The organism is Arenibacter nanhaiticus, assembly GCF_900141935.1.
Taxonomy (GTDB): Bacteria; Bacteroidota; Bacteroidia; order Flavobacteriales; family Flavobacteriaceae; genus Arenibacter; species Arenibacter nanhaiticus.
Genome location: NZ_FQYX01000053.1, coordinates 1 through 13,799 on the forward strand (window position 1 = coordinate 1; position 13,799 = coordinate 13,799).

General features: G+C 35.2%; 15 protein-coding genes. 2 read left to right on the plus strand and 13 right to left on the minus strand.

Annotation, left to right across the window (positions count from 1 at the left end; translation table 11 throughout):
• Positions 1–377: IS3 family transposase (locus tag BUA16_RS17530; protein ID WP_245795602.1), on the minus strand; the 377-nt coding region annotated here is incomplete at its 3' end.
• 8 nt (positions 378–385) lie between these two features.
• The gene (locus BUA16_RS17535; protein WP_072765874.1) at positions 386–697 is read right to left on the minus strand and encodes a transposase; all 312 of its coding nucleotides are present in this window, start codon (positions 695–697) and stop codon (positions 386–388) included.
• Between the two features lie 461 nt (positions 698–1,158).
• Between BUA16_RS17535 and BUA16_RS17540 the strand changes: the two genes are divergently transcribed.
• Positions 1,159–1,743, plus strand: a complete 585-nt coding sequence (locus BUA16_RS17540; RefSeq protein ID WP_072766017.1) for a cysteine hydrolase family protein — start codon at positions 1,159–1,161, stop codon at positions 1,741–1,743.
• A 36-nt stretch (positions 1,744–1,779) separates the two neighbouring features.
• Entirely contained in the window at positions 1,780–3,009 is a 1,230-nt protein-coding gene (locus tag BUA16_RS17545) for an ATP-binding protein (protein WP_072766018.1), read from the plus strand.
• 40 nt (positions 3,010–3,049) lie between these two features.
• On the opposite strand, the gene BUA16_RS17550 is transcribed toward BUA16_RS17545, so the two are convergent.
• From BUA16_RS17550 to BUA16_RS17600, 11 genes are all read right to left on the minus strand, one after another.
• Positions 3,050–3,754, minus strand: a complete 705-nt coding sequence (locus BUA16_RS17550; protein WP_072766019.1) for a LytR/AlgR family response regulator transcription factor — start codon at positions 3,752–3,754, stop codon at positions 3,050–3,052.
• Positions 3,755–3,764: 10 nt separating this feature from the next.
• On the minus strand, positions 3,765–4,085 hold the full coding sequence (locus BUA16_RS17555) for a hypothetical protein (protein WP_072766020.1): 321 nt from the start codon (positions 4,083–4,085) through the stop codon (positions 3,765–3,767).
• Positions 4,086–4,225: 140 nt separating this feature from the next.
• Positions 4,226–6,598, minus strand: coding sequence for a PAS domain-containing sensor histidine kinase (locus tag BUA16_RS17560; protein ID WP_072766021.1), 2,373 nt, complete (start codon positions 6,596–6,598; stop codon positions 4,226–4,228).
• Positions 6,576–7,136, minus strand: a complete 561-nt coding sequence (locus BUA16_RS17565; protein ID WP_072766022.1) for a heme NO-binding domain-containing protein — start codon at positions 7,134–7,136, stop codon at positions 6,576–6,578. Before BUA16_RS17565 ends, BUA16_RS17560 begins: the two co-directional genes overlap by 23 nt.
• A gap of 3 nt (positions 7,137–7,139) precedes the next feature.
• Complete coding sequence (locus tag BUA16_RS17570; protein ID WP_072766023.1) at positions 7,140–7,553, minus strand: response regulator; 414 nt, start codon at positions 7,551–7,553, stop codon at positions 7,140–7,142.
• A gap of 187 nt (positions 7,554–7,740) precedes the next feature.
• Complete coding sequence (locus tag BUA16_RS17575; protein WP_084668559.1) at positions 7,741–8,145, minus strand: response regulator; 405 nt, start codon at positions 8,143–8,145, stop codon at positions 7,741–7,743.
• Complete coding sequence (locus tag BUA16_RS17580) at positions 8,145–9,227, minus strand: ATP-binding protein (protein ID WP_072766024.1); 1,083 nt, start codon at positions 9,225–9,227, stop codon at positions 8,145–8,147. The genes BUA16_RS17575 and BUA16_RS17580 overlap by 1 nt, the downstream gene beginning before the upstream one ends.
• Before the next feature lie 392 nt (positions 9,228–9,619).
• Complete coding sequence (locus BUA16_RS17585; RefSeq protein WP_072766025.1) at positions 9,620–9,949, minus strand: hypothetical protein; 330 nt, start codon at positions 9,947–9,949, stop codon at positions 9,620–9,622.
• Positions 9,950–10,244: 295 nt separating this feature from the next.
• Positions 10,245–12,140: an OmpA family protein gene (locus BUA16_RS17590; RefSeq protein ID WP_218616782.1), complete on the minus strand. Its 1,896-nt coding sequence runs from the start codon at positions 12,138–12,140 to the stop codon at positions 10,245–10,247.
• 52 nt (positions 12,141–12,192) lie between these two features.
• The gene (locus BUA16_RS17595) at positions 12,193–13,131 is read right to left on the minus strand and encodes a PorP/SprF family type IX secretion system membrane protein (protein ID WP_072766027.1); all 939 of its coding nucleotides are present in this window, start codon (positions 13,129–13,131) and stop codon (positions 12,193–12,195) included.
• A 35-nt stretch (positions 13,132–13,166) separates the two neighbouring features.
• A partial coding sequence (locus tag BUA16_RS17600) for a T9SS type B sorting domain-containing protein (protein WP_178338921.1) occupies positions 13,167–13,799 on the minus strand: 633 nt, incomplete at its 5' end.

The window sequence follows — 13,799 nt, forward strand, 5'->3', positions numbered from 1 at the left end:
AAAGGTCTAGAGGTATTTACTTTTCTAAACTTAACAAACTTGCGTCCCGAACCACTTCTATCTATCCGGTCTTCTAGTTTTAATAGGTTTGCTTCTTTCATTATTCTATAAAGCTTTTTATGGTTTATAGTATAGCCATCCCGCTTTAGGTATGAAGTCATTAACCGATATCCACAATCTATAAATGGATGTTTTAATATTGATTTTACCGACTCAATAACACCATCCTGGCTAATCGGGCCTTTTTTGCTGTGATAGGTAAACTTGCTTGGTCTATTCCCCTTCTTGCCATTGGTGGGCTTTCTATAGTAACTGCTATGTACCATTCCCACCATATCTATTAGTTTGGTCTTGCTGATTTTGTGTTTGGCGTGCATCCTATCCACTAGATCTTTCTTGGATCGGACGTCCCAAACTTTTTTTTAAGAAGTTCTCGTTGCACTTCCAGTTCAATTTCCTTATCACTAAGCAACTTGCGAAGCACACGATTTTCCTCTTCTGCTTCTTTCAGTTCCTTGCTCTTAGTGTCATAGGGCACTTTTAAACCTGCTTCCCCTTTATGGTCGAACTTCTTCTTCCAGTTGTAAAAAGTGCCAGTGCTGACCCCGTATTTACGACAGGTTTCCACAATGCCTATTTCTTCGGAACTGGATAATATCTCCAACTTCTGCGCTAAGGTCCATTTCTTATATTTCATATCTCAAATGTATAAATTTGAAATTTAAAATATCACTCCGATCTTATTGGGGGCTAAAGTACCCAGCAAACTGAGTCAATTGTAAAATATCGATGAATAACCAATTTCTGTAGACCGAACATAGCCACCCTATCTTTAGAATTAAAATTTATAAAGTAATGAATTTTTGATCCTGTTTCCACTTTGCCTATAGCAACTATTTATTAAATAATTCAATGCATGGGCATTTACTATTTAAGGCTTCTTAATAATTTTCCGATCTGCACACTCAACATCTAAATCCACACCAACCAATAAGGATTACCATTCATCGAAACAAAACGTCCATTGGACAACAGATAACACCCAATTGAGGGTTTTGCCAAGTTAATGGCCATTTCTATATTAATTTTGTTTGAAACCTGAGGGCCACTTCGCAATTTCAGGAAAAAAACCCTATATATTTTTAAACGTTAAATGAAATGAAAAAAAAGGCCTTATTATTAATTGGATATCAGAACGATTATTTTTCCGAAGATGGAATACTAAGAAGTGTTGTAGAAGAATCCTCCAAGGTTACAAATATTATTAAAAATACGGTAAAACTAGTTAAACAATCCAAGGATTCCCCAGATATCATAATAATTTCTACCCCAATTGTTTTTTCCGAAAATTACTCTGAGCTTTCTGAACCTGTTGGTATTTTGAAAACAATTAAATCTTTTGGTGCATTTAAAAAAGGAACTAAAGGTTCCGAAACCATAGATGAAATAAAGCAATTTGGCGATAGCATCATAGAAATTCCGGGAAAGTTGGGCTTAAATGCCTTTTTTAATACCAATCTAGAAGAGACACTTCGTGACCACCATGTAGAACATGTTTATCTGGCAGGAACGGTTGCATCCATATGTATAGATTCTACAGGAAGGTCAGCTTTTGAACGAGGTTTTGACGTAACAATGTTGTCGGACTGTATTTCTGGAAGAACAGTTTTTGAAAAAGATTTTTACGTTGACAATATTTTCCCATTATATGCAAATACCTGTTTATCAACTGAAATTATATGATCTATATAAACGAACGGGACACAATCTGGAGCAAGAATGGAGAATAGGGAAAAATTAAACATTCAAATACAACAAAAGCTAGTTGAAGAATTAACCAATACCAACAGGCAACTTTTTCTAATCAATAGCTTTGCTTCGGCAATCCAAGACAGTAAGAAAATTAATAATGTATTGGCCGCAATTTACCATCTATTTGATACCAACTACAGTCATTGTCTATGTGACATATTTTTAAAGATAGATTCTGATAACTCCCTTGCCCAAGCCCCCCCAAAGTTTTATCATAGCAATTCCCCAGCGCAAGGGGCAGAATCTACGATAATCCCTTTTGGCCAGGGAATAATAGGAAGAGTTGCCCAAAAGGGAGTCGCCGAAATCACATATGGGTCCGTTAAAAGCGGTAATATGATCTATCCTTATTCTGAAATAGCTATTCCAATGCTATATAACAACACGGAAACTATTGGTGTAATTTATTCCAAAGATCCTAAAAACGTTTTTTTTAATGAGAATAATATAAAAACGTTAGGAATTATTGCCTCAATAGCGGCCACTAAAATCATACAGATCAATCATTTAGAAAAAATCGCCAACTATCAAATACAACTTGAAGAGTATGTTAAAATAGTTTCACATGACCTAAGATCTCCTTTGAGGGCTATTGATACGTTATTACACTGGATTAAAGAAGACAATAAGGGACAATTAAACGATGAAACCTTAAATAATATTGATCTAATAAATACGTCCTTATCTAAAATGGATAAAATGACCACAAAGATTACAAATTATTCCATAATGGATCGGGAACCTGTTAATAAGGAAAATGTAGACCTAAATTTGGTTATCCAAGAAATAAAGCAAAATTTAAACTTACCTTCCAATATAACCCTTACCATAAAGAATTCTCTCCCAACAATTGCTGGGAACGAAATGAAATTTTTTCAAATTTTTCAAAATATCATCCAAAATGCCATTACAGCAATTGATAAACCTTTTGGATTAATAGAAATCTCCAGTGAGGATTGCCCGAACCATCATAAGTTTATAATTAGGGATAACGGCATAGGTATTAACCAAAAGTATTTTCATAAAATATTTCAAGTGTTTCAATCCCTTACAAACACCAATGAATCCTCGGGAATTGGATTATCCATAGCCAAAAAATTAGTAAACAGTTATGAAGGTAAAATTTGGTTAGAAAGTACGGAAGGTGTTGGGTCTACGTTCTTTTTTACCATAAGAAAAGGGATGATGGCCAATTAGAAGTTATGAGTCCCGATGTCATCCCCCCCTACTACTAGTCTCAAAGCAGGTTCAACCTTCGCATAAGCTCGGGCCTATTAGATCTACTAACGGGAATTACATCTTTTTCAATTAACACACTATTATCTTCTATATCAATAATTTTATTTGTGTTTATCACATAAGACCTATGGACTTTTAAGAAAGTATCCTTAGGCAATTTATCTTCTATTTTCTTTAAAGTAGAATGTACTGTATAGTTCCTATTATCTGTCTTCAACAAAATATAATCTCCCTTAGCTTCAACAATTTTAATGGTAGGTATATCGATCTTGATCAAACGCCTATCTATGTTAATATATAGAACATTTACATCATTTAAAGTCGCCTTGGCATTCTCCACATTTTTATTTTTACTGAATGATAATGCCTTCTGTATTCCTTTATCAAAACGTTCCTGCATAAATGGCTTAACGTAATAATCTACTATACATTCGTATTCAAAAGCCTCTATAGCAAAATTTCGGTCAGAGGTGGTAAGGATTATCTTTGGAGGATTTTTTAACGTCTTAATCAAGTCGAAACCCGTAAATGTGGGCATATGGATATCCAAAAAAATAAGTTCCACTTCATTTTCATTAAGGTATTTGATAGCCTCGATGGCATTCGAAAAACTACCGAGAATATCAACATCAGGGTTATTTCGGGCCAATTGTTCTACAATAGTCCTGGCCATTTCCTCATCATCAATAATTATACAATTCATCTAAAATTTTTTAAGTTTTTTCTATAAAACACAACATCAGCTCTAATATTTCATCAAAATCCAACTTTAAGGACACATTTCCTTTTATTAAATTTTCTTCATGATCAACTGCCAAATGGTATCCTTTTTCCATTCCTAATATACTTATTTTATGTTTTAATTTGTGAACATCTTCAGCTGCCATTACAAAATCTTCCTCCGCTAAATGTAAATTGTAAGTCCATATCTCCAAGGGCAATTCTTTTTTTATAACCTGTAAGATTTCATGTATAAAACTTTTATCCCCTTGAGAAAGTTGACATATATAATCTAGATTTGGCACAACATCCATATGTCTGTTTTTTTCAAGTTAAATACTCATACTGTAATGAAATTGTACGACCTAAGTTGAATCTCATTTTAGGGTTCTACATTCAAACTATTTTAATGGCCAACTATTAATGTCGGCAATAAATAACTTCATTTACAACATTATTGCTGTTGTTTCAAGGTAAAATAAAATGTGGTTCCTACCCCAACCTCACTCTCTAACCAAATTTCACCATGATATAAATCAAGTACCTTTTTCACAATACTTAGGCCTATACCTGTGGCCTTTTCACTAGAGTCAAGGGTTTTAAAAATTTCAAATATTTTTTGGTGGTCTTCCTCTTTAATACCTTTACCGTTATCCTTAATAGAAAATTGAAAATATGATTCTAACGGAACATAATCAATTTCAATTAGACCGTGTGGCTTGTCCAAATGATTAATGGCATTACTTAATAAGTTGAGAAATAATTGCTGAATTTTGGTGGTATCCCCATAAAAAACAGGTAATTTCTTCAACACTACAATTTTCACATTTTCCGGTACATACATCATTTTCAAAACATCTTCCATCAAAGTATTTAAATTCACTTCCTCTATTTGAGATTGAGAATTGTCTATACTGGAATATTTTAAGATGTTTTCTATCAAAAGATCCATTCTCTCTATTTTTTCCTCTATTAGGTCCAAGTTGGTCAGGGATTGTTCTTCCATACTTTTAAAAAAGTCTTCCTTTGTCCATGCTATCAGTGCCGAAATACTACGAAGGGGCGACTTTAAATCGTGAGAAACAATATGGGCAAACTCATTAAGTTGTGCGTTCTGTTTTTCCAAATTGATCAACAATTCCTCTTTCTGCAATTCCAGATTTTTCTTTTCCGTGATATCCAGGTGCACGCCAATAGACCCAACCAATTGTCGATTGCTATTATAATTGGGTGCTCCACTGATCAACCAATGTTTCAGTTCTCCTTCTTTGGTCAGTATTTCCACTTCATATGAATCGGAAATCCCAAGTTTCCTTTTGTTATTTTTATCAGCAATTTTACGTTTAAACCTTGAGGTCATCAATAGATCTGATGCTTTTTTACCATATAACTCATCCCTAGAGTAACCACTTATATCTACAAAACTTTTATTCGCATACATAACCGCATCATTATTGTCCACTTCCAAAAGACCAAGATTCATGTTATCTATTATTGAACTAAACTTATCTTTTTGGATTTTCAGATTTAATTCATAATACTTTTCCATAGTAATATCCTCGTAGGTCCATAACCTACCTTTACTTTCCCCTTCATAAAAAATGGGAATATAGCTCCGTTTAAAGAAACGCCCATCTACCAATTCCAATTCTTCATTTATACAAATAGATTTGTCAATCAATAGCTTTTCAATTCTTTTTATAAAAGCGTCCGGATTCTTGAACAAAACTTTGGATTGTTCTGCCGCCAATTTACAATCCATACCTACCAATTCCTCAGGATTAACTGGCATCTTAAAGAGCCTACAAAATTGGATGTTGGCCAAAACTACCTTGCCCAGATCATCTTCCAACAAAATTCCCGATTGTAAATTCAAAATTAGACTACTTAGCCTAGCCTCTGATTCTAATAATTTTTCTTTTTGTTCCTTCTCTTTGGAAACATCTTCTATGGTAGCAAGGTGATACTTAACCATTCCGGATGGGCCCCTAACCACTGTTACTGAGGTCTTGGCCCATACCGTTTTACCATATTTCGAAACATATCGCTTTTCCAAGGTTGCACTGTCTTTTTCCCCTTCATGGAATAGCTTTAGCTCCTTTAACGTCATAGGCCTATCATCTGGGTGGGTAAAATCCTTTACCTCCATGTCTTTAAATTCTGCTTCCGAAAATTCTAACATTTTACAAATGGCCTTATTGGCTAGAATAACATTCTTACCTTCATTCCCTGTCAGTAAAATTCCAATGGGCGAGTTATCTATAACAATTTCGAGTTGCTTTTTTTGATCTTGAAGCAGGTTTTTCATTGCTATTTCATTGGTAATATCATGTACAATTCCCTGTGCACCTATAGCCTGACCTTTACCGTTATATATAATACTTGCATTAACCTGGACTGTTCTTAGTTTTCCAAATTTTGTTTTTATTACTGCCCTATAATTAGTATAGGTCCCCATATTATAAAGCTCTTTAAAGGCTTTCTTGGTATATTCCATTTGCCCCTCATCGATAAGGGTGAGTAAATTAAAAACTTCTTTACAGGAATCATAACCTATCAATCTTACCGCCGCATCGTTCATTTTCAAAACATTGCCCGTTAGATCCATTACAATATAAGCGTCTATTATGTTTACAAAGACACCTTCAAGTTCTGAAGTTCTCTCGATTAACAGTTCTTGCAAATGGCTATTTGTTTGTTTTTGAGTTTCGGAAATTTTATACAGTTCGGAGGACTTTTCCTCCAACAGTCTTTCCGCCTCCTTTCGGGCGGCTTTTTCCCTTACCAAGGCCCTCTCCAATATTTTAATCCGTTTTTTCTGCTCCATTTTCCGTCGAAATCATAAATTTCACCTGAGTGCCATCGGCTTTTAACAAATCATAATCTATCTTCACATCCTCATTATAATATTCAAAGCTTTTCTGCATTAGTGCTTTTGCGAACATATACATTGCCCTTTCTGAGGTGTAAATAATTTCCAAATAATTGTTCTCTTGTACCAAAATACCAAAGCTGGGAAGTTCGGCCCCTGGATATATTTTGCGAACCTCAACGTGAATATGATTTTCAACAGAGGCTATAAACAATAGGGGATTTTCATACCTATCAAAAATGTCCGGATGGTGGGCCAACAGTATCTTGAAGAAATACAGGCCGTAGGTGTAAATTAAATCGTTAATTGGTATGTTTTTAGCCTTACTAAGTCGGCTTAGTAGTTCTTGCATTTCTACAAAATCATAGGTTCCGACAGAGGTATATATTCCACCCGTTTTTAAATTGGCACCTTCTATAATGTTATCAACAGTCTCGAGGCCAAACATCTCTTCTACCATTTCCAAAAACTCTGTGAAGACTATACCTTTCATAATTTAACCGTTGATCAACTCATTTACACTCCAATAATCCAAAACTATTTTTAATTTCTCCGAATAATGCTCATACTTAAGCGGTTTGGTTATATAACCGGCTATACCAATTTCGTAACAGTGCAACAAATCCCTGTAATTGGAAGATGTGGTGATAACTATAATAGGTAAATATTTCAAACGGGCATCCGACTTTAGAATTTTAAGAAACTCCAATCCATTGACTTTGGGCATATTTAGGTCTAGGAATATTATATCTGGAAGTCTATCCTTACCTTTAAGAATATTTAGGGCTTCTTCCCCGTTATTGGCCTCTACGATCCTATGATGTAAACCTAGGCTAACCATGGTTCTTTGTACCTTCATTTTTTCAATTTTATCATCCTCTATTAAAAGAATGGACAGTGTTCTAGGCATATAAATAAAAATTAAAAAAATTGATAACTCCTTATTTTATATTCAAAGTATAAAAATTGAATAGAAATCCTGGCCACAGTCGGTCGAACACCAATTACTGAAGACGAACAGTGGGTTTCATTCGTCCAACAAACTACAAAATTTCAAGGGATTTATCGTTTATAAAACCTAAAAAAGACCTTAATCATTACATATAGTTGGTTTTAAAAGATGTGTATTTGAGAAAAATACTTTCAATTTTAGTTTGGTTCAACGGTTTTTCTAAAAATCCGATTACATTACTATATTCCAAAGCGTTCTCTTTATCGCATGGACGTACAGATGATGTTAAAATTACAACTGGAATAAGGGACCATATCCTATTTTGCCTACATCGCTCAAGAAATTCAAAACCGTCCATTATTGGCATATTAATATCCAAAAAAATCAAATCCGGACTTTCCCCTTCAAGAAAAGTAATGGCGCTCTGGCCATTTTCTGTTTCAAAAACGTTCTCAGCTCCTACCTTGTTCAATTTGGATTTGGTTATAAAATTGGATATGGGATCATCTTCAACTAAAAGTATCTTTAATTCTTTTATATTCTCTTTCATTATATCACTAATTTAAATGTTGTCCCTTTATTGATTTCACTGCTTACATCTATCACCCCTCCCAGAGAGTTAACTATAGATTTCACAATATAAAGCCCTACACCCAACCCCTCAATGTGGGTATGCATTCTTTTAAAAAGACCAAATAGCTTATTTCCGTGATGTTCTTTGTCAAAACCAAGGCCATTATCACTTATTTCGATCTGCGTCTTGTTATTTCTCATGAAAGTAACTACCTCTATGATCGGAGCTCGCTCAGGGTGCCTATATTTTATGGCATTGTTTATTATGTTATACAAAACACTGTGCAGTTGTATGGGGTCTATATAAATCTTTGGACATTTTGTAAAATCGGTTATTATATTAGTTTTAGTTTTATTTATATCCTCGCATATCTCTGTAGAGATATCATCAATCATTTCTTTAAAATCAACAATTTTTTTAGCGTCTCCAATATTAGATTTTAAGGCAATGACCTCATTTAAAACTTGAAGTTTTGATGACATTAAACCCACTGCCCTCTGCAATTTCAAAAACAAGGGTGTTCCATCAGTTGTTATCATATTCTCTTCCTTCAACATTTCCAATAATGTTTTAACGTTAATAAGTGGGGCCTTCAAATCATGAGCTGCCACATATGAAAATTCCTCTAGTTCCTCATTCCGTTCCTTATAATTCATATTAGCAATTTCCGCTTCATATTGGGCAAATTTTAGGTCATCAATAGTATTCATCAGGTTAGTGGTATTTAATCCGGCCAACCCTAGACCACTTCCCACTTTAAATGCCTTTATCAAAAAGTAGAACAATTTGCCCTTAATTTTAAGTTCAACCCTGTCAATATTTATTGGGATACCCGTTTTTAAAACGTTCAAGTAAGACCTATATCGCTCCGTAGTTTCTATACCTGGCAGAATTTCCACTAATTTCTTGCCTAGAACTTCTTGTTTCTTGATACCCAGTGCAATTAGGCTAGTTTCATTAATGTCCAAAAACCTCAAATCTTTGTCCAAAATGGCAAAGGGCGAATGTGCCATGTCAAAAAATGCAGCTCTCAAATCTAAATTGTGCTCATTAATCATATAAAAGCTCTTTAAATTGGCTTTTTTTCTATTACCAATTGGTTATTTTTGAAAAGGTATAAACTAATAAAATGGTATTTATAAATATTGGTTCGTAGGAATATTGCAGTAGACAAATGGCTGTTATCTATAGTTTAACCGTATTACCCTTAGATGAAGGTGAACATTTAGAAATCCCTTTGAAAATTTTGAATTATTCTCATTAAAATTCATAAAAAGACAACAGGATCCATGGAACACAAAATCTTCCTACAGTTAAACTTTCAAATTAAAGATATAAGCCAAACCCATAGGTTTATTGCATCTCTCATGAGAACACAATAGCTTGAGCTTAATTTGCGAGTGCAACCTTAGAACAAGTTCTATTCCCAACAAATAATACTTGTGATCAATTACTTATGGTCATCCTGCAGAAACCTATGTAAGCCATTGGCAAGTGAGGCAATTGTTATTTGCCTAGCCCTTTCATTAATAAAAGGAGAAGTCATGGAAAGACCTTTAGCATCCATATTTTTAATTTTTATAGGAATATTGTCTTTTATAATAGCTTCTATTTCCAATTCGGGCGAATTTAAAAAAGCCATAGGATTACTCCTGACCTCCAAAAGGTTGGAATTAATTTGGGATTGACCCAACAATTCCAATAATTTATAGTAGAACCTTATTTTTAAATGTATTTTTTCCCTGGCCTCCTCAAATGATTCTTGTGATGTTTTGTCCATAGTCCCATATATTTAGAATTTGATAAAAAATTCAATACAAGGTATTAAACCTCAGGGCAAGCCCTGAACCCAATAATAGGAATCGACCCAAGGGGCGAGGTATTGAACCTAGATCCCGCCGAAAAAGGCGGGATTAGTTCTACTTGCAATTTTCAGTGCGTCTTACTGACTTCTCAAAATTGATTTTCACTAATAAAACTTAATTAAGCAATACCTACTGGGTGAAATTATTCCTCTTTAGGGAGTTCAATTTTCATAAACAATTAATTGCTTTTAACCTTTATGTTGTCTGCAGCTATTCCACTACGATGAACTCCGACCTTCTATTTATTTCATGCAATGCCGTACTGCATTTTACTCTATTGGAACATTCGTTTAATAGTTGTGTTTCCCCAAAACCTTTACCACTTACCCTATAATCTTCAATTCCTCTAGTGGTGAAGTACTGCACAGTTGACTCTGCTCTTTTTTCGGATAACCATTGGTTATAGGTATCTGAACCTCTGCTATCTGAATGAGACCTCACTTGAATTTTATATTGGGGATTTTCCTTTAAAAACTGAACTATTTTATCCAAATCAGCATAGGATAGTTGCTTTATATTAGAACTATTGGAATCAAAATATATAGGGTTTAAATTAAGTACTTTAAATAAATCAGTTCCCACTTTAAAAGGTTCAGTTTTTTTCTGTAGAGAAACAACTATACTGTCCAATACTTCTTTATAACCGCCACTTACAGTAATGGAAGCACTTTCATATCCTTCTTCTTCTACTTTAAAAATTAGCGAATCAAAATCACAATCGATGTTCATTTGGAAATTTCCTTGGACATTCTGAATATTGTACTCCTTATTATTATCCAATGACATCACTTTAATCACCGCTGTAGCCATTTTTTTACCACTCTCCCTATCCGTAACCCATCCTTTAATATCGGTGTAACAGCTAAATTGAACTGGGGCCAACTCCATGAACTCATATATATCATCACTTCCCATACCTCCAATTCTATTAGAAGCGAAGTAACCGGACTTTTCACTTTCGTTTATTATTAAAGAAAAATCGTCTTGCTCGGAATTAATTGGTCTGGGCAAATTGATAATTTGTAATTTTTTACCCACCTTCAATTCAGTTGCAAATAAATCTAGCCCTCCTAGGCCCGGATGTCCGTCCGAAGCAAAATATAAAATATTGGTAGGGGTAATATGGGGAAAAGTTTCTCGGGCAGGAGTATTTATATGAGGTCCCAAATTAGTGGGGGCGCCAAAAGTACCATCAGTATTAATTGCCACCTTGAATATATCCGAACTTCCAATCGTTCCGGGCATATCCGAAGAAAAAAACAAAGTCTTTTCATCTGCACTCAAGGCGGGATGAGCCACGGAATAATCATCACTGTTAAACGGTAGTGAGGTAATATTTGTCCATTTATTATCAACCAAGTCTGCCCTAAGGATCTTTAAACGGCTAATACCGCTTTTGTCCCTGCCAAAATCCCCATCATGAAAGTTATTCCTGGTAAAATAAACTGTAGTCCCGTCTTTCGTGAAAGCGGTTGAAGACTCATGGGCCTTTGTTCTCAAATCTTTGGAAAACAATTTTATTTGTTCATCATCATTCCCTTTGGGAACCATATTAGCATAAAGGTTTAGAAATGATTTCTTGTCCCATACATTGATTCGCTTGGCTATGATCCCAGTATCCCTTGTCGACGCAAAAACTAGTTGTTGCAAATAATAAGAGGGGGCAAAATCGGATTCTTCTGAATTTATAGAAAGCTCCTTTAAAGAATATTGGCCCGATTGTTGGTTAATTTTCTTTAAATAAACCAAACTATTTTGATCCTCCGTTTCTTCGGTACCATATAAGGCGGAGAATTTCTCCATCCATATCTTGGAGGTCTCAAAGTCTCCAATAGACCTTAACGACACCCCATATTTATAAAGGTCTTCCCCTACATATGAGGTAGGCTCCATAGCAAACAATAATTGATACCATTTTGCCGATTCCTGGTAATTGGCATTTTGATAATTTGCATTTGCAAGCCTCTTGTAAATTTGATCCTGGGCAATTCCATTTTCAACTAGGGCTTCATAAGACTCAATAGCATCTATATAGGCCAAGTTATCATATTTTAAATTGGCTTTCTTTTGTATCCTGATTTGTCCAACTACTATTAAACTGGACATGAACAGGCTAAATACACAAATTATTTTTCTAATATTCAACATAGGTAAGGATTTAGAAGAATCTGGGATTTAAAACTTTCTTAAACTTGGTCAAGAGCTCATATCTCAAAAATACCTCAAAAGAACCATCATTAAATTCAGTTCCCCCGAGTGCAGTGGTCTCTTTATCATAGGCCATACCTACCATAAACTTATCCGTAAACTGAAAACCAACAAGTGCACTTATAGCAGCATCCCATCTATAGGCTGCTCCCAATGAAAATTTTTGATCAAGCAAAAACGTAGCCGAAACATCCAATTGGAGTGGTGCCCCTGCGACGGATTTTAGCAATACCCCGGGTTTAAGCTGTAAATCTGGATTAATATCTAAAATAAATCCTGAGATAAGATAAAGGTTTAATCGTTCTTGGGACAAATAGTTAGTGGTGGAGTTATTACCTTCAAAGTGATCAGTTTTTAAAAAATTGGGCACCGATAAGCCTGCATAAAAACGATTGGTATGATAATAGACGCCTATTCCAAAATTAGGGGAGAACTTTTTATCCACACTCTCGTTTCCACCACTCATAGCGTTGGGGACATAGTTTCTTAACTTATTAAAATCAATGTTGAGCAAATGACCTCCGGCCTTCAAACCTAATGACAAGATTCCGTTTTCACTTGTTGGAACAGAATAGGAAAAAGCAGCATCAAAATAGGTGTCCTGATTTGTTCCATTGCCGATCTCATCATTAACTATGGAAAGGCCAAGTCCCACTCTATTGGAAACAGGGGAATGTAGACTCATGGTTTGTGTTTTTGGGGCACCATCCAATCCCAACCATTGTGATCTATGAAGAGCATTTATACTTAATACACCTCGGGACCCCGCGTATGCCGGATTTATGGAAAGGGTATTATACATATACTGAGTATACTGTGCATCCTGTTGCGCTTGCAACCAAATAGGTGGTAGGAGCAACAGTATTAAAAATACGGCTATTTTTTTCATAATATTTACTTTGATAGGTTGATTTTTGAGGAGCGTTATCGATTTATGTATATATATCCCGACTTGGTTCTTGCTACCTCATTATTTACATATTTGACTATATAGAAATAAACTCCTGAAGGCAATTCATCATTTTTCTTGATAACCGCTCTTCCATTGGATATTCCTTTAAAGCTATTATTGTTATTATCGTATCCGTTGGTGTTATATACCAATACCCCCCAACGATTATAAACTTCTACCGTATTGTTTGGAAACCGTTCAATATTGGTTATTTTGAAAGTTCCATTGTTTAGATTGGCGTCCATTAGGTCGTTATTCACCAAAATATTACAACTATTCCCGGCAGGTGGAGTACCCCCAATGGAATCACAGCCATCCAATGCATCTGTGCCGTTTAAGAACTCTATACCATCCTGTATGCTATCCCCGTCGCTATCTGGGTTATTGGGGTCCGTGCCCAAACTGGCTTCCTCTTCATCCGTTAGTCCGTCTTTGTCACTGTCGGAATCAGGATCGGTATTATCCGAATCATCCTGGTCTACAATCCCATCGCCGTCGCTATCCGTTTTGTTGGATTCCAAGGCATCAATGATACCATCATTGTCACTATCCGTGGGATTGTTCCCATCCAGGCCTACTTCAGCCCCATCATTGATGCCATCGCC